This is a genomic window from Butyrivibrio sp. AC2005 (assembly GCF_000424145.1).
Lineage (GTDB): Bacteria > Bacillota > Clostridia > Lachnospirales > Lachnospiraceae > Butyrivibrio.
In genome coordinates, this window is the sequence record NZ_KE384137.1 from 571,817 (window position 1) to 590,288 (window position 18,472).

The 18,472-nt window shown below is 39.7% G+C and carries 14 protein-coding genes; 5 read left to right on the top strand and 9 right to left on the bottom strand.

Annotated elements, in window-relative coordinates; translation table 11 throughout:
• Positions 1 to 44: 44 nt before the first annotated feature.
• Positions 45 to 653, bottom strand: a complete 609-nt coding sequence (locus tag G602_RS0119520; RefSeq protein WP_026660494.1) for an NUDIX hydrolase — start codon at positions 651 to 653, stop codon at positions 45 to 47.
• A 40-nt stretch (positions 654 to 693) separates the two neighbouring features.
• A complete protein-coding gene (locus tag G602_RS0119525) occupies positions 694 to 1,290 on the bottom strand; it encodes a manganese efflux pump MntP (protein ID WP_044932785.1) in 597 nt (198 codons plus the stop codon).
• 89 nt (positions 1,291 to 1,379) lie between these two features.
• On the opposite strand from G602_RS0119525, the gene G602_RS0119530 reads away from it, so the two are divergent.
• A complete protein-coding gene (locus G602_RS0119530) occupies positions 1,380 to 2,486 on the top strand; it encodes a cation diffusion facilitator family transporter (protein ID WP_026660496.1) in 1,107 nt (368 codons plus the stop codon).
• A gap of 276 nt (positions 2,487 to 2,762) precedes the next feature.
• Here G602_RS0119530 and G602_RS0119535 read toward each other — a convergent pair whose 3' ends face one another.
• On the bottom strand, positions 2,763 to 2,981 hold the full coding sequence (locus G602_RS0119535) for a hypothetical protein (protein ID WP_026660497.1): 219 nt from the start codon (positions 2,979 to 2,981) through the stop codon (positions 2,763 to 2,765).
• A gap of 196 nt (positions 2,982 to 3,177) precedes the next feature.
• On the opposite strand from G602_RS0119535, the gene G602_RS27600 reads away from it, so the two are divergent.
• Both G602_RS27600 and G602_RS0119545 read left to right on the top strand, forming a co-directional pair.
• On the top strand, positions 3,178 to 3,432 hold the full coding sequence (locus tag G602_RS27600; protein WP_044932788.1) for a DUF6465 family protein: 255 nt from the start codon (positions 3,178 to 3,180) through the stop codon (positions 3,430 to 3,432).
• Positions 3,433 to 3,459: 27 nt separating this feature from the next.
• A complete protein-coding gene (locus G602_RS0119545; protein ID WP_026660499.1) occupies positions 3,460 to 4,224 on the top strand; it encodes a ParA family protein in 765 nt (254 codons plus the stop codon).
• Positions 4,225 to 4,420: 196 nt separating this feature from the next.
• On the opposite strand, the gene G602_RS0119550 is transcribed toward G602_RS0119545, so the two are convergent.
• Positions 4,421 to 5,980, bottom strand: a complete 1,560-nt coding sequence (locus G602_RS0119550; RefSeq protein WP_026660500.1) for an ABC-F family ATP-binding cassette domain-containing protein — start codon at positions 5,978 to 5,980, stop codon at positions 4,421 to 4,423.
• Between the two features lie 130 nt (positions 5,981 to 6,110).
• Complete coding sequence (locus tag G602_RS0119555; protein ID WP_026660501.1) at positions 6,111 to 7,472, bottom strand: sodium-dependent transporter; 1,362 nt, start codon at positions 7,470 to 7,472, stop codon at positions 6,111 to 6,113.
• 179 nt (positions 7,473 to 7,651) lie between these two features.
• Between G602_RS0119555 and G602_RS0119560 the strand changes: the two genes are divergently transcribed.
• A complete protein-coding gene (locus G602_RS0119560) occupies positions 7,652 to 8,395 on the top strand; it encodes a helix-turn-helix domain-containing protein (RefSeq protein WP_026660502.1) in 744 nt (247 codons plus the stop codon).
• A gap of 71 nt (positions 8,396 to 8,466) precedes the next feature.
• On the opposite strand, the gene G602_RS29365 is transcribed toward G602_RS0119560, so the two are convergent.
• A complete protein-coding gene (locus G602_RS29365) occupies positions 8,467 to 12,240 on the bottom strand; it encodes a carbohydrate binding domain-containing protein (protein WP_049945350.1) in 3,774 nt (1,257 codons plus the stop codon).
• Between the two features lie 334 nt (positions 12,241 to 12,574).
• Here G602_RS29365 and G602_RS0119570 point away from each other — a divergent pair, with 334 nt between their 5' ends.
• Positions 12,575 to 13,618, top strand: coding sequence for an acyltransferase family protein (locus G602_RS0119570; RefSeq protein ID WP_026660503.1), 1,044 nt, complete (start codon positions 12,575 to 12,577; stop codon positions 13,616 to 13,618).
• A 44-nt stretch (positions 13,619 to 13,662) separates the two neighbouring features.
• Here the strand turns inward: G602_RS0119570 and G602_RS0119575 are convergent, their stop codons facing one another.
• The 3 genes from G602_RS0119575 to G602_RS0119585 are packed head-to-tail and all read right to left on the bottom strand — an operon-like array spanning position 13,663 to position 18,334.
• The gene (locus G602_RS0119575; protein WP_044932791.1) at positions 13,663 to 15,939 is read right to left on the bottom strand and encodes a hypothetical protein; all 2,277 of its coding nucleotides are present in this window, start codon (positions 15,937 to 15,939) and stop codon (positions 13,663 to 13,665) included.
• Positions 15,940 to 15,975: 36 nt separating this feature from the next.
• Positions 15,976 to 16,815: a hypothetical protein gene (locus G602_RS0119580; protein WP_026660505.1), complete on the bottom strand. Its 840-nt coding sequence runs from the start codon at positions 16,813 to 16,815 to the stop codon at positions 15,976 to 15,978.
• A 4-nt stretch (positions 16,816 to 16,819) separates the two neighbouring features.
• The gene (locus G602_RS0119585; protein WP_044932793.1) at positions 16,820 to 18,334 is read right to left on the bottom strand and encodes a bifunctional metallophosphatase/5'-nucleotidase; all 1,515 of its coding nucleotides are present in this window, start codon (positions 18,332 to 18,334) and stop codon (positions 16,820 to 16,822) included.
• Positions 18,335 to 18,472: the final 138 nt, after the last annotated feature.

An 18,472-nucleotide genomic window follows, 5' to 3' on the forward strand; every position in this document is an offset into this window, starting at 1 on the left:
TAGGGGGAAGGCATTATATTTTTCATCCACATGCTACTAAATATTTATATATTTAAAAATTTAAACGGATCCTCATCGTGCAGAAAATGCTGAAGCTGATATGCTGCAAGAATTGCAACATGTTCCTCTTTAAGGATTCTTCTGACTTCATCTCTGTCTGCAATAACCACCTGAATCTCTTCGCTTATTTCCTGATATTTGTCAGTAATCTCACCATCAGCGTATCCAAATACCATAGCCACAGACTCGTCTGTCATACCAACTGATGAAAAGCGCGGAAGCTCATACATCGAGTCAACATCAAGAGGATGGAAATTAAGGCCTGTTTCCTCATGAAGCTCTCTCACTGCAGCTTCCCTGTAATCCTCACCGGGTTCACAAAGTCCTGCGGGGAACTCATATATGTATGTGTTTATCGGATAACGATACTGTCTTACAAGAACCACCTTGTCCTTTTTTTCTCCACATAATGCATAAATTGATACACCATCAGCCACATTTTTACCGGTGGTAATCATAAGATTATCTTTAGTTTTGGATCTGGATGCAACATAATAGTTTGAATGATGTCCTTTATCATTCTCTCCCTCGACATGAAAAAGGTTTACAAATCTGTTTTCAGTAAGCTGTTCCAAAGAATTTATTTTTGCCATATTTTTATATGTTCTCCTCTTATAAAACTTGTTTGCCTCTTTATAGACCAATTATTCCTTTGACAAATATTTCTATTCCTATTCCGATTAGAATTACGCCACCTACTATTGTCGCTCTTCCGGCGAGTTTTAGGCCGACTTTCCTTCCAAGGTGAAGTCCTATTCTGCATATAATGAAGGTTACTGCTCCGATAATTAATGCGGAAAGCAACGCTTCAAATGTCTTGTACTCAGAAATGGTAAAGCCTACCGAAAGGGCGTCTATTGCAGTGGCAATCCCCTGAACCATAAGAAGTTTAAAGGTAAGAGGCTCTTTTTCAATAGGTTCATCACTTTTTTGCTCCTTAATTCCTTCAATAAGCATTTTCCCACCGATGTATGCAAGAAGTATCAGCGCAATCCAGGGAATAAAGGTTTGAAACTGTGTAAACAAAGTTGCAATAGTATGTACACATATCCATCCGATCATCGGCATAAGGAACTGAAAGCCTGCAAACGTACCTGCTATGGCGTTTTTCCTCTTATTGCTCATGTCAGGGTCTGCGATAGCATTTGCTATAGACACAGAAAAAGCATCCATCGCCAGTCCCACGCCAAGCAAAATGGAATTACCTATAAGAAATATTAAAGTTGTCATTGAAATGCTCCTAAATTAATAATAAAAATATTATGCACTTGTAGCTATTCATAGTCAATTATTGACATATTCAGAGTATAATAAAACTTATGAGTGAAAAAACAGAAAACAGAAATAAAAAAATACTGGACACATCCATTATTGGAATTTTGGTCAATGTTGCACTTGTAATAATCAAATCAATTTTTGGTTTACTTGCAGGTTCCATTGCCATGCTTCTGGATGCCTTAAACAACCTCACTGATGTAGTAAGTTCCGTAGTAACGATAATAGGTCTTAAGCTCGCTGAAAAACGCCCCGATGAGGATCATCCCATGGGTCACGGCAGAATTGAATATATCAGTGCAGTAATAGTCGCAATTATCATAATTTATGCAGGTGCTACCGCGGGCTTCGAATCCATAAAGAAAATCATAAATCCTGCTGCAACCAACTATACCGGCTTTACCATAGCAATTCTTCTCATAACAATTATTACAAAATGCCTGCTTGGCAGATTCGTAAAAAAGCGCGGAGTACAATATAACTCTCCTGCCCTTGTGGCGTCCGGCCAGGATGCGATAAACGACTGCGTAGTTTCTGTTGCGGTTCTTTTATCTGCCATACTTTCAATATTGGCAAACATTCAGGTGGATGCGTTTATAGGCCTTTTTATAGCCATATGGATCACCAAAGCCGGCTTCGAACTTCTTATTGATGACATGGACGATATTCTTGGAAGGCGGGCTGACAGAGAGCTTGCTGATAAGATAAAGAATTATATTGCAGACTTCGAGGAAGTGCTTGATGTGCATGATCTCGTTTTACATAATTACGGTCCCGATCGTTTTATAGGGTCAGTTGTTATTGATGTAGACAGCAGCATGACCGCTGACAACATTTACACAATATCCCACTATATAAAGGATGATGTACTTGATGCTTATAACGTCATTCTGAGTGCAATCGGTATCTGCGTTGTAAATAGTGAAACCAATGATATGCGGGAAGAAATAATACGACGCCTGGAACACATAGACGGCATCCTTCAGGTTCACGGAATACATATTGATAAGGAAAAAAAGCAGATCGACCTCGATATTATTATCAGCTTTGATACCCCCTATCCTGATGCTACCCTTGATCACGCAAGAATGCATCTGACAGAGAGCTATCCTGATTATGAGATAGATATACACAGTGACAGAGATATATAGTGCCTCGGGCGAAAGTTGATTAAACATTTAAGTAATCAGGCTATTGCATGGTTTTCAGGCAATAATTCATGCGATAGCCCTTTTTATGCGCTTTTAGCGGTATTTCAGTAAAATATTATTTATAAACTAATTAGGTTAAAGATAATATATTTATGAAATGGTGATATTATTACCAAACATGTTGATGACTGATTAAAACTGAATAAACAAAAAATGGCCGGAACTAATTTTATTTCAGTTCCGGCCATTTTTTTGTTTATTCAGTTTTAAAGAAAATCAATTACATTTCATAGGGATAAGCTGTAAGTTCCCTGTGCCAAAGAATAAAGAATTTCGAATCATGCCTATCCTGTATAAATTCAATATATAAAACATCTTATACATAATAATAGGTAATCCAAATGCCCTTATAAGTTCTTCGACAGTTGGCTGATAGCCATGGTTTCTAGAGTAATTCCCAACATACTCCGCAATTTTCAATTCAAGTAATCCCATTTCATACCATCCTTTCGTCTTTTTGCTTTTTAAACCCTAATAAGGATGGTAGCTTAATTTTGTTATCAAACTGTGTTCATATTCTTAATAAAAATTGAACGGCTTTTAATTAAATATGTACAAAAATCAGAACCAATTTGATAAAATAGACATTGTTAATTTCACAATTACCATTACATCAAAGGGGGAATTAAAAATGGCCAGAAAAAGTAGCGTAAAAAGAGCTCTTGAAGCTACAGGAAGCTTTGTAAGCGCACAGAAAAATATCGTAGTACAGTTCCAGAACAGAGACAGAAATACCGATGAACTTTTAAAGCAGATCAAAGAGGATGCTCTCTCCAAGGGCGTATCAGAAGCTGATTTTGCCAAAGTTGATGTGTATATTAAACCTGAAGAAAACAAGGTTTTCTATGTTATTAATGACGAAGTCAATGGATGCATTGATTTCTGATCCATTGATTTCCAAGGAGGATGAAAAATGTCTACAATATTTGTAGTAGCCAACCAAAAAGGCGGTATAGGAAAAAGTACAACAGCAACAAATCTTGCCGGAATTCTGGGGAAACAGGCAAAAACTCTTTTAATTGACGCTGATCCGCAGTGCAACAGTACCAGCACTTACAACGCTCAAATTGAAGATGTTGCAACTCTTTATGACGTAATTATTGACTCTGATAAGCTTCCTATCTCTGAAGCAATACAGCACACTGAAAACGGTGATATTGTCGCATCCGATCCTCTGCTTGTTAAAGCTGAGAAGATGCTTGATGGTGATCTTGAGGGCTTCTACAGATTGAAGGATGCCCTGGATGAGCTTGAGGGTTATGAATATATAGTAATTGATACTGCTCCCTCTCTTAATATTATCCTGTATAACTGCCTTATCGCAGCTGATAAGGTTATTATTCCCGTTACAGCTGATTCTTATGCAATGCAGGGAATCAAGCAGCTTCATGACACAATTATGTCAGTCAAAAAGCGTCAGAACAGGAATCTGACTATTGCAGGACTCTTACTTGTAAGATATTCCGGAAGATCAAATCTGGAGCGCGAGACACGCGATAATATTGAGAAGGTTGCCGGACAAATGGACACAAAACTGTTTAAGACTGTTATTCGTGAGTGCATAAAGACAAAGGAAGCTCAGGAAAACAAGAAGCTGCTGATAGATTATGCACCTAAGTGTAATACATGTCTGGATTATGTTGAGTTTACGAAAGAATTGCTGAAGAAAGCTCAGTGATGAGGACCCCTCATCCGTCAGCTTCGCTGACACCGTCTACGCTCCGCTTCGGTCCGCGCAAAGCCATCGTCCCCCGGACGATGGCTTTGCGCCCCCCAGGGGGAAGGCTTTTTTGATTTTTTCTTTATTTGCAGAAAGCTTTTTTATTGATTTTTCCTTTATTTGCATAAAGATTGTTATTGCATTTACTTCTTTATTACAATTTAGTTGTCCACTTGGTGCAGTCGATGACCTCATCTGCAAGGTCTTCATAAAAATCAGGTTCGTGGCAAACCATAAGCACGGTGCCTTTATATTCCTTAAGTGCTCTGTGGAGTTCTTCCTTTGCGTCTACATCAAGGTGATTTGTAGGCTCATCGAGAACAAGAATATTGGATTCTCTGTTCATAAGCTTGCAAAGACGAACCTTAGCCTGCTCTCCTCCTGACAGAACCTTACATTTACTTTCAATATGCTTGGTAGTAAGTCCGCATTTAGCAAGAGCAGATCTTACTTCGTATTGTGTAAATGACGGGAATTCATTCCATATCTCCTCAAGGCAGGTTGTCTCTATATCAGGCGACATCTCCTGCTCAAAGTATCCTATTTCTACATTCTCACCACGTGTTACCTTTCCTGAAATCGCCGGAATGATTCCAAGGATACTCTTTAACAGTGTGGTCTTTCCTATTCCATTAGCGCCTGTAAGAACCACAAAGGTGTTTCTTTCTATTGCAAGATTAAGAGGCTTTGAAAGGGGCTCATCATAGCCAATTACAAGATCCTTTAACTCAAACAGAAACTTGCTCGGTGTTCGCGCCGTCTTAAAGAAGAACTCCGGCTTTGGCTTTTCCTGAATTTTCTCAATAAGTTCCATATTATCAAGCTTTTTCTGACGCGCCATCGCCATGTTCCTGGTTGCAACTCTTGCCTTGTTTCTTGCAACAAAATCCTTAAGGTCCGCGATCTCCTGCTGCTGTCTGTTATAAGCAGCTTCCCTCTGTGCCTTTTTCACTTCATATACTTCCATGAACTTATCGTAATCACCAACGTATCTGTCCAGGCTGTGTGTCTGGCCGTCCATATGATAAATGATGTTTACTACGTTATTGATAAACGGAATGTCATGAGATATAAGAATAAATGCGTTCTCATACTCCTGCAGATATCTTGTAAGCCATACAATGTGCTCAGCATCAAGATAGTTTGTAGGCTCATCAAGGAGAAGGATATCGGGCTTTTCAAGAAGAAGTTTTGCAAGGAGTATCTTTGTTCTCTGTCCTCCGGAGAGCTCCGTAACATCGCGGTCAAGACCAAGCTCAAGGAAACCAAGAGCTCTGGATACTTCATCAATCTTGGAATCAATAAGGTAAAAATCATGGTTCGTCAAAAGATCCTGGATTGTTCCAAGCTCCTCCATATATTCCTCAAGCTGCTTCTCATCAGCCTCTCCCATGGCATCACAGATTTCATTCATTCTTTTCTCCATGTCAAAAAGAGGCTCGTAGGCAGAGGCAAGTACATCTCTTATGGTCATACCCTGTTTTAATACAGCATGCTGATCAAGATATCCTACTTTTACGTTCTTTGCCCACTCTATGTTTCCTGCATCAGGCATCAGCTTTCCGGTGATAATATTCATGAAGGTTGATTTGCCCTCACCGTTTGCTCCTACAAGTCCTATATGTTCTCCCTTGAGAAGCCTGAAGGAGACATCATCAAAAATGGCTCTGTCTCCAAAGCCATGTGTTAAGTGTTCTACATTTAAAATACTCATTCAATTTGCCTTTCGGTAATACTTATTGTTCATTCCATACGCAGCATTATAGCTTACACTCTTACCAATATCAAATAATTATAAATTCCCGTCTTTCCATAGAAAAACGGGAATCCATAGTTTATTTCGTTTATGCAATAAGTCCCTGAATCAGAATTATAAGGATCAGTACCGGAAGAACAAATTTAAAGTAGTTCTTGAAAATAGCAGGCATAGCTCTTCCTGAGCCGGTATTGGTTTCCTCGAGATATTTATCAAATCCCCACCCAAACTTTACTGTGCAGAACAAGGTGAAAATCAATGAGCCAAGCGGTAACAGGATATTGCTGACAATAAAGTCTTCTGAATCAAGAACATCTCTTGCACCTATAATATGAAGATCACTCCATACATTGTATCCAAGGACACAAGGCATACTTGCTACCAGAATAAAAATCAGGTTGACTACAATAGATTTACCTCTGCTCCATCCAAAATTGTCTGATATGAATGCTACAAGATTTTCAAATACTGCTGTGACGGTTGAGAAACTGGCAAAAGTCATAAATACAAAGAAAAGAGTTCCCCATATTCTGCCCATGTTCATATTCATGAATACCTTGGGAAGAGTTATAAAAATCAAAGAAGGGCCCTGAGCAGGTTCTACATTATAGCTAAAGCAGGCAGGAAAAATAATTAGTCCTGAAATAAGTGCTACAAAGGTATCAAGAGCACATATCCTTACTGCTTCACCTGTCAAAGTGTGATCTTTTGACATATAACTACCGAAAATCTCAATTGCTCCAATACCAAGACTGAGCGTAAAAAATGCCTGGTTCATTGCAGCACTGATAACTTTTCCAATTCCTACTTCCATTGCCCTGTTCCAATCCGGAAGAAGATAAAATCTGACACCCTCTGCGGCATTACTTAGGGTTAGCGAATGTCCTGCAAGCACTATAATAAGTGCAAGAAGACCTATCATCATTAGCTTATTTACTCTCTCCAGACCATCAGCAACTCCAAGGCTTAAGACTCCAAAGCCAAAAAGTACTGTCAGGACCATAAAGATTCCCATTTCCTCCGGATCCGAAAGCATTTCCATAAATATATCGCCAACCGCTTCAGGATCAACCTTACTGAATCTCCCTGATGCAAATTTAAAAAAGTAGGCAACCATCCATCCTGAAACTGTTGTGTAATACATCATTAGCAGATAGCAGCCGATTATACACAACCATCCGTGAATATGCCATTTTTGTCCTTTTTTCTCAAGCTTTTGATAACCACGTACGACAGACATACCGCTTGCACGTCCGATTGCAAGCTCCATTGTCATTACAGGAATGCCCATCAGTACTAGAAATAAAAGATAAAATAGTACAAAGACCGCTCCACCATTGGCACCTGTCACATATGGGAATTTCCATACATTACCGATTCCTATAGCACAGCCTGCACTTACAAGAATAAAACCAAGTCTGGAGCCGAAGCTCCCTCTCTTTTCTTCCATATTAAAATCTCCCCTTTAGCAAAAATATAAAATTTTGCATTTTACATTTTTTGATTAGTTCTGAATCATGTTTATATTTTATCATATTTTCCATATATAGCTTATCTTACGTTTGCTAATTTTTATATGTATAATATAGCTACAAAATGCTTAATTTAATGTTAGGAAAGAGAATGGCTATGAATTTTCATAAAGACTGGGAAGAAAACGAAATAATGTTATCTGAGAACGAAGTGACTCATCGTCAGCAAAATGATGAGTACATGTTCTATCAAAGTGTGTCTAATGGCGATGTTGATGCAGTTCAGGACAATATAGATCATCATAGGTTTCTTGACTCCAGTGGTACCGGTACCCTCTCAAGGGACCCACTTCAAAACCTCAAATACCATTTTGTAGTAAGTGTTGCCCTCATCACCAGAATCTGTACCGAGAAGGGCATGGAAATGGAGCGTGCCTTCAGACTTAGTGACTTTTACATTCAAAAGCTTGATGATATAAATTCCATTCCCGAGCTTTCAAATCTCCATTCCCAGATGGTTATGGATTACACTGTGCGCATGAAAAATCTGCGCCATAATGCGAACCTTTCAAAGACAACAAATGAGTGTCTGAATTATATCTATGCCAACGTAAATGACCGAATAACAATCGATGATCTGGCTGATCATCTAAATACCTCCACCAGCCATATATCAAGACTTTTTAAGGAGGAACTTGGTATTTCTCCAAGCGACTATATTCGTAATGTAAAGCTTGATAAAGCAAAGAATCTCCTTAGATTCAGCGATTATTCCATAATTGAGATTTCGAATTATCTTACTTTTTCTTCACAGAGTCATTTCAGCAAGCTTTTCTTCGAGGATACGGGAATGACACCTAAGAAGTACAGAGAAACCTATTATGGAACGACATGGAAGTAAAAATACACCTCAGGTAAATTGCCTGAGGTGTATTACACAATAAAGTATAGGGAGTTTTATATGATAAGTTGTTATTTGCGTATGAAGGTTACGTCCTTAAGTCCAGCGTCCTCAAAGAGTTTAACAACTTTTTCATAGCTTTCATCATCCTTAGCATGGATAACTACCTTGAATTCCTTATTCAGCTTGCAGTCCTTGAATGCTGATTTCTCAACCTTCTTGAGCTTATCACCCTTTACAGTGATTTTCTTAAGCTTAGTACATCCGCTGAATGCGCCTTTTCCGATTTTTGTAATGTTCTTACCGAGTGTTACTTTCTTGAGGTTCTTATTTCCCTTGAAAGCATTCTTGGTAATCTTTGTAACCTTTACCTTTGTACCATCTACAACTACAGTTGAAGGTACATTTACAGTCTTGTTCACATTATCAGGATTCTGCTGATAACTTACAGTTTTCTTACCTGTTACCTTATAGATGGAATTCTTGGTAACTCTTATTTCACCCTTCTCAGCCTTACCATTGTTGTTAAGCTTTGACTGGGGCTTATCTGTGTTAGTTGTTTCTGCTTCCACTGCAGGAGCTGCCTGATCAGGTGTATTAACTACGTCCTTGTCATTGGTGCCTTGTGTAGAAGGCTTGCTTTCAGGCTGTGCCACCGGCTTCTGCGAAGGAACCTCTGCAGGAGTCTCCGAAGGTGTTTCCGCAGGTCTGTCTGCAGGTGTCACTGAAGGTGTTTCTGCGGGTCTGTCTGCAGGTGTCTCTGCAGGTGTTTCTGCAGGCTCAGCTGCAGGTGTCTCTGAGGGAGTTTCTGCAGGTTCTGCCGCAGGTGTCTCTGTAGGCTCCTCTTCAATATTTTCACTGCTACCTAGCTTATCAAACTCTTCCTTGGTCAACTCTATCAGTTCGATATCATCAATGTAAACGTCGTGCTTACTCTGAATTCTCTCACCACCTATTGAACCAAAGGTAATGTTGAATCGTGTCTTTTCATCAGTAGCATTAGTCATCTGGAATGCATGTGAGAATGTCTTCCACTCATGTCCAACCTCTACTTCACCTGTACCACTGTAGTTTGCCCAGTCATCACCATTCTTCTGAAGACAGTACTTTATCACTCTGTTCATGCTGGACTTAGCCTTAAATGATACATAGTAATATTTGCCTTCTTCAATCTTAAGTCCGTCCTGGTTAAGCTGAATGTACCAGTCGTTGTCCTTTCCTGTATCTTCGATAGTGATAGCAAAACTATTATCATTACCATTCATGTTGTCGATAACATAGTTTGCCTTTGCTGCACCATCAATGTAAGGTGTCCAGCCTGCCATACCGGCACTAAATGATCCATTCTTAAGAAGTGCCTTTTCTGTAAGGAATACATCATCAAGATAATAGGTTCCGGGCTTTGTAAATGAAAACTCAATATTTGACTCGTCTCTTGTAAGATCATTTTCAAGGTTTATCATCTTGCTAAAGCTTGTCTTTTCATTTGTAAGAGATGGAACAAATTCCTCTCCGACAACATTTACGGTAAGACCGTCTGCCTCTCCGCCATCATGATATGCATGAAAGGACAGCTCATATGATCCCTTAGCAAGAGGAGCCAGATCTGACTGTGAAATAGTCACAGGGTTAGCCTCCGAAGCTCCCTCCGGAACTTCAACCTTTACCATAAGCTCTCTATCAGTTTTTGTCTTTGTTACAGAAATCTGACTTGCATCATTTTCATCGAATTCCCAATAGCCAAGTCTCTTGTCACCCTGATCAAATGATCCGTTGTAGACATAGTTTCCATCAGGACGGATAGCCTTTTCATTATCATCCTTTACTTCTTCACCTGACTTGTGAATAAGCTTTACGTTCTTTATAATTACAGGTGCTGTAGAACCCTGTTTTCCAAGATTGAACTCCAATGAACCGTTTGCATCAGTCTTCTCGTTCATTGTGAAATTCATAGTATAATGCTGTTCATTTGTTCCTAATGCAACTGTTGTATCCTGCAGGTATCTTACCCAGCCATGATCAGGACCTTCAATATCAACAACAATACTTCTGTCCTGTGTGGAATATGCATCAAAAGAAAGTTCATATTCCCAGCCCTTATACATAGGAATACCTACCTGTTTAAGCTGAACACTGTGAGGTTGACCGCCTTCAGCTACAGGAGTTATTATAACTGCTCCATTACTGGTCTCTGCAACAGATCCTTCTGCATCCTTCTCAAGATGAAGTACCCAGTTATTTTTTCCTTCCTCTGAGTTTTCTGCAGCTATAGCATTTGTAAAGTCACTGTTAAGTACGTAGTTCCCACTTTCATCAGCATCCCTGTAAACTACGGGTTCCTTTTCAGGACGCTCAGCACCGCTCTCAATCTGCTCATACTCGCTTTCGCTTTTCTGATAAACTCTTACATAGTCTATTTCATAGGCTTTGCCATTGATTTCATCAAGATCAGGATCACCAACCCAGGATCCACCTACAGCAAGATTCAGAATGATATAGAAATTCTGATCAAAGGGTGCAGGATATGTAATCTGATTATCATCATCTGTTCCTGTATACCAGTCACTTGTCTCATAAACCTGCTGATCATCCACAAACCATTTGATTTTACCGGGTTCCCAGTCCACTCTGAAAACATGATATTCATCCGAAAAGTTGCCTTCTGTCAGAGTCTTTGTTCCCTGATTTTCCTTATGCCCGTTTCCGGAATTATATCCATAATGGATAGTATGATAGGACTTATTTGTCTCCTGTCCCATAACCTCCATGATGTCTATCTCACCGCACTTAGGCCACTGACCGTAGTAACCTTCATCTGAAGCCATAAGCCAGAATGCAGGAAGGAAGCCCTGCCCGTCCGGAACCTTAGCTCTTGCTTCAAAACGTCCGTAGGTAAAATCATGCTTACCCTGGGTTGTAATTCTTCCTGATGTAATCTTGCTCTCACCGCTTTCAATATTTCCTGCATTTCCTGATTTTCCTGACCCTGAAATGAGAAGCTTTGCACCACCGTACCAATTATAACCGTTATCAGGATCAAGTGCGCTTATCTGAACCACTCTGTCTGTATCAGAAGCTGCATCCATTGAAAAGACATAATTATGTCCGGGAATCAGATGAAGTCCGCTCTGCTGCATTTGAATATGCCAGTTTGCATCACCTGCATTATCTATTTTTATATTATACATTCCATCAGTATAATCATATGTTCCCTGGCCATTCTCATTAAAGCCGCAAGACCAAGCTTCACTATCAAGCATATTTACAGGTTCTACGCCCTCAGTTACATCAATAAGAGAAATATTTCCAAGAGAAACATAAGCCTTAGCCTCCAAAGCAGCTTCTTTATCCCCAAAGGCATTTTTTTCATCATCATTCTCTATCGGTATTTTTCCAAAATTAACCTGAAGAGCTATTGTATTTGTTTCCGGTTTATCCTCCCCAACATTCACATTTACACTGAAATGCTCAAAGGTTCTCTCTGTGCTCTCTTCCTCTACACCTTCTGTCTCTTCTTCGCCGACAACATATTTGGGAATGATATGAAGTACACCATCCTTAACCTCAATGTTTCCTTCATCAAGTGATGTATATTTCTGCCATTCTGCATTAACCCATCCCGGATCATGCTCCTCAACATTCCAGTCATTGGTGTTTAACGTATCACCATCAAATTCATCTCTCCAAACCAGATTGTAGCCATCGTCTGCCTCATTAGCTTCATTTTCCTGCGTGGTCTCGGCACCGGTTTCCTCTTCCGCATAAACCGATATCGGAACACTTGTCACTGTCAGGGCTGCCACCATTGCCGTAGCAAACACCCTTCCCCATTTCTTTTTTACCATGTCCTTCTCCTTCTTCGAAATCAAAATTGATAAATCTATCCTATTGATTTTTAGAATTTGTTTATATCAGATTTATGCTTTTTTTATAATTTTCATTTTCCGGAGTCAGAAATTTACCCCGCCATTCAAAGACATTCCCTATTTATTTTCTTATTATATGAAGTATATTCCATACATAAATTCCAGTTGTTCTGCGAGACATGAGACAGTGGGTGAGACATGGGGACGGTTCTTTTGACTTGTCACACTTGTCTTAATTCTTATTAATTTTGTATAATTAAATTAGAAATATGCTCAGACAATTTATTAGTACAATGAATGGAGAGTGATACCTATGAAGAACTCACGTACACGAATTGAACTTATAGATCTGGCAAAAGCGGTTACCATTTTTCTTGTAATAATGGGACATACTACCGGTAATTTAGATACGCCTCTGTTCAGACGCGTTCTATATTCTTTTCATATGCCGTTATTCTTTTTCCTGGCCGGAATGTCTACAAAACCTGTGCCGCTAAAAAGCTTTGATAGTTGGAAAAAATTCCTTAAAAAGAATATCCTGGCCTTAGCTGTACCCTATATCTTTTGGGGACTGCTTTATGCGCCTTTCTCTTTTGAAATATTCCCCAAACTGTTCTATGCTTCCTGGAAAGCTCTCAGTCAAATAGGTACCCTCACATCTCTTTGGTATCTGTCCGCATTTTTCACTGCAAGAATAATGGTTCAAATCATAATAACAATTGTCGATTCCTTCCAAAGTAAAAATATATACCTTGTCTACATTATCATTTCTGTAATTATGTTCATTATAGGCTTTGTATGTCCGCATCTTGATACAGGATATCCGTGGTGCTTTGATGTGGCATTTGTTGCCTCAGGTTTTATTCTTTTAGGAATTGCACTCCGAAATGCTATGCTTATTCTTGCGCAGGAAAAAGCCTGGATACTGGCATTAGCGTTTGTAGTGGGAGCAGTTGTATTAATGATTGGAACGGTTTTCAGAGCCAACGCTCTGGAGCTTTCTCTTATGTGTGACAGTAACTACGGAAACACATTTTGGTTTCTGCTTAACAGCGCATCCGGAACTGTGCTTGTAATGAGTTTTTCCATGATATTCATACGCATAGCCAGGGAAGGCTTTATGCCGTTTGGTTTCTCCCCTATAGCATTCATTGGCCAACACACAATGGGAATTTTCCTTCTCCACAAAAATATGCTTCAGCAATTGATTATTCCATTACTTGGAAAGTTTGAAATGTCAGGAGAGGCATTGATTCTCTTAAGCAGTATCTTAGCCCTTGGTGCCAGCATGATTCTGTGTGTGCTGATAGAACGGTATGTACCGCAGCTCTTAGGTCAATTTCCTAAATACGAGTAAGAAAACAAAGGTGTGAGATAGGGGACGAGACAGGGGGCATGTCCCTACTCAGTGAAATATCCGGTAGTTACCAAATCCTCTGCCGGCTCACCATTAATCTTAAAGCCATCTTCATCATTGCCAGTTATATAGAGTCTATAAATCGTATCATCATCTTCATACACGTCGATTACATCGATAAAAGTCTCTGCATCAGTTCTGACAATTGAGAGATAGGAATCCTCCGGGAGCTTCTTCACTTTTGATTTTACTGCATTTTCATCTGCAAAAGCCTCGGCCTTTATGTCCTTTTGTGTCATTATGGGAAGCGAATTGTATTCAGGCCGGAATAGTTCCTTAAGAACAGGCTGACCATCATTTCCTACCTTTGCCCTGCCCTTTAGCTGTAACAGTTCTACCAGCAGGACAGTACTTGTCCCCAATTCAATGTCCTCAGGGTCGATAACAGACTCATATATTTCATAAGTCGGATAATTTATCATCCCAATAACACTGCCAACATACTCAGGCGAATCTCCTGTCAGATCGTAGGTCAAGGTTTCCTTATTTCCTGACATATATAGGTATGATTTTCCATTTCTTTTTACCATATATGGCACATGCCATTTGCCGTTATCTTCTCCCTTGAGAGGTCTCTTAACCCCCAGCATTTCAGACAGGCATTTGTCTGCCACCGGAACCACATAATCATACTCAGCATATGCATCCTGATACATAAACTCAGTGCAGAATGAAAATGGAATAAAAATCTGCTGCTTGTCATTTAATATGTAACCTTCTGCATAAAACGGATTAGAAAAAAAGAACTCAAAACCTATGGGACTAACTGCCCAGGCAAAAAGTCCATCATCCCTGCAGCCATTTAGACTATCTAAAACAAGCTTTTCAAAATCCTCAGACAGATACAATCTCTGTCTCTCACTCTCTTCTGCTCCGTAGCTTTGAAGAGCCATCTGTCTGCATAAAATTGCAGAGAAAGAATCCATATCTGTTATAAAATCGCTAAGTGTAAGTTTCCTACCCGTCTGAACATCATACGTATGCCCATAGAAAAGATTATAATCTGGCTCATAACCACGGTTGTAACAGGAATTTGTCGTTACAAAGCTTAGAATTGAAGTATCGCTTCTCATAAGCTGTATCCCAAGCTTTGGTGAAAGATATATCAGCGCATCTGCCTCTTTTTCATGGTATTTATCCCATCTTTCCTCTGCTTTTTTCATTTCATCTTCGAATGAAGAGTTAACCATGGAATTATACTCATCCAAGATTTTTTTCACAGAGTCCGGTGCATTACTTTCAGGATATGCCAGTGCATAAGACACATCAACGCCACCCTTTCCACCGTCACTTTTTCCCTGTTCATTATTATCAGTAAAACTGATTTTCACAGGCTCACCATCCCTTGCCGGAAGTGTTAGCTCCATGGCTTTTTTATCAGATAGATGCGCCGTTGCAGCCCATGTATCAGTCCGAACCATATTCTGTGCTCCTTCATCAATCCTGACCACATCAGCTGTTTCATCACCGTCATTTGCGTTTGCATTTCCCATATAATCCTCCGGTTCTGCTACACCGTCGGGATAATTAAGCTCCAACTCTTCATTCGTTTCTTTTGAATACAGCTTTCCTTCCTTTGAATAAAAATTCTGATTATCCTTATCGCAGTTAAAACTGTATACAGGCTGGTAAAATATTATATTCCCATCATCCTGCCTGATTCCAAGATAGGCCCATTCCGGTTTTGTTCTACTGTAATCAAGTACTGCTACTCCTTCTATATTTTTTCCAAGATTTACTGTAAATTTCAATTCCTCAAAGGATATATGTCCATCATACAGAGCATCATCTGTCCCCTTATAATACTCAGTGCGATCGTACAGCCATTGATCTGATAAGTATTCCTGTCTTAACTTCTCATTTTCTTCCTCCATTTCAGGCGTAAGCTTTTGAGATAATGAAGGCAGATATTTGGGTTCAAAACCAGAATCATCCAATGGCTTAAACTCTATCCCGAATTCATCGGGAACTCCGATGCCTATACGACCACCGAGCTCTGTAATCTTAATGCCTTCAGAGGTTTCATCCGGAACATCTATCGTCAGGCTACCCATAGTTCCGTCCCAAAGAAATGCCTCAACAAGAGCAGCTTTTTCGGTTTTATTATATATTCGGAAATCACCTTCTGTTATTGTGTTATGACTCATGAAGCCATTTTGTGAGGTATTTCCTGATGGACAGCCACATAGTAAAAGCGAAGAAATGATAATAATCGGAAAAACTCGCAAGCATCTATAAAATATCTTTTTATTACACTTCATAAATATCCCCTCGTCTATTGCCCTGTTTTCATCATATTACAACGCCGCACTAAATACCGGGCTCTCACTGACCAGCTTGCCCTTTTCATCATATATCTGCAAACGGGCATCAAAATTATCGCTTCCGTTGGAAATGCTTATCTTCCATCCTTCCTTGAGCTTCGGAATATCTGCCTCATAATATATCTGATTCTCATCAATCATTCGGAACAGATATTTATTATCCTGCGATAACGGAATAAGAACCGTGTACTCTTTTCCAAGTTCCTCTGCCTGTACCATCGCAGTTCCCCATACGCTTGTCCCCCGATTTTCCTTTGTATCCCGGATTATCCATACGCTGGAAGGCACCGTCTCATTATTAAAAACTATGCCTATAGTCTTAACAGCATTATCAATCGCAGTTACAAGATTTCCTCTGGTAGCTTCATCAAGTATCAGATCCCAGGCACCATCAGGTTCCTTATCCCAGTAGATATCCGCAGAAAAGCTCTGATTGTCAATGTCCCCATCCATCCTGTCAGGATCAGACGCCTTATGCCTAACATAATCACAGCCCTCAATTAACTGTAAGATTTCCTTGAATTCAGGACCTGTAATTTCAACTTTGGTAACTATCTGTTCCTTTTTATCCTTGTCAAATTTGTCGGTTTCCGCATAGTACTTATTATCACGCTTAACTAAGTTATAGGAATCATAGATGTATCCATAATCCAGGCTTTGCATGCCGGATATATAATAAAGCCTTCTTATTTCTGTAAGCTTTGGATCTTTTCCTACCGTATAAGTCTTAATAAAGCGCATATATATAACCTGAGCCGCTATAGCTGCAGCAATCACAAGGACAATTATCAGCAAAAACTTTAGCTTTTTCATATCTTCAGACTCCTGTCACGGTACCATCCTCGAGATGAATTATAAGTCTGCCTGTGCCATACGCATCCTGGTGAAGTCCCTTTTGCAAAACCTCTTCTATGACACCTGCGCAGGATGTACATATCTGTCTTGACTGGCGATTATTATCAAGATCTGCCACCTCAAATCCAAACGAATCCTTCACATTCGTATAATGGAACTGCTGAAGTCCAACTGAATAGACTTTATTGTCGTCAACAGGTTCACCCTTAAAATTGAACTTCAGGAACGAATGATTCTTCTGATCATACTCAATCTCAAGTCCATCAGAGAGCTGGTAAAATTCTGTATGTTCACCGCAAAGTGCTTCATCCCTCAGCATTCTCAAAAGTCCCTGCTTTAACTGTGCCCCTGTCCAATATGTCACATATACTCCATCATCATAAGGAAAGTTTTCGTCAAAATCTTTTTTAGTAACAACAGGTCCTAAAGTCTCTGTACGGATTGAACCTGATCCCAATAAAAAGATATCGAGTCCCAATGTCTCACACAGAGCATCTGAGTACAAATCACCCAACTCTGTCTCTTGTATTCGTGAAGGATGAGTCAGCTGACGTACAAATTTGGTTATTATACGACCATATTTTTCATCTGTGCTGTGCTTGTAATTATTGATTATCTCCTCGATTCCGGGATCCTTTGGACAGGTGGATTCATTTATCGGTATCGGTTTCCAGGTATAGCTGTCTATGCAGTTATTGTCGGTATCAATCATTATGTCAAAGCGACCTATCTGATCCGTTCCCGTCCCTGCCTGAACAATCGGTATTCCATTAACAATCGCCGGTTCTTCTATAAAGGTATGGGAGTGCCCACCAATTATCACATCAACGCCCCAGGCAGGATCAAGCAGTTCAGCCAGCTTCTGATCCTCCTCAAAGCCTATATGGGTAAGCAATACGGTGAAGTCTATATCAATTGCATTGTAAGTATCACAAATCCTGCCTATCTCTTCTGCTGCATCCTGCAAAGTTACGAGAGTTCCTATCATCTTATCCATTTTGCACTGCATAAGTGCCACCTCAGTGATGATACCGATAAACAGAATTTTCATTCCGTCTATCTCGATTATCTTGCATGGTTCGAATAGTCGTGCGTTATTTGTTTTAATATGCAGGTTTGCATTGATTATTGGAAATTCAGCACATTTTTCCAGGAAAAGCAGATGCGATACTCCATAATCAATCTCATGATTCCCCACCGTAACTATATCCGGTGCGAGCATATTCATGATTTGTATGGTAGATATCCCATGAAATTCAGAATCGATAATTGATCCGCGGAACATATCCCCGGCTATCGCATAGAGTACGTTTTCGTCCTCATGGCGCACCTTACTGACATAGCCCGAAAGGAGTGATACACCTCCCACCAGATTCTCGTCTATTTTTTCCGCAAGGAAATCGCCATGCATATCATTTGAATGCAGCAGTGTAAGTGGTTTCAGGTTCTTCTTAGGCCTTTTTTCGCTGTGTTTCATATATATTCCCCCTCACAATCGAACGGTCTTCACCATGAATAGTTACATTCTGTATTCTTTTTTGAGTAAGCCAATACCAATTTTAGCATTATTTGATAAATTAATACACAGATAGCTTCAATTTTTGTAATTTTTTTA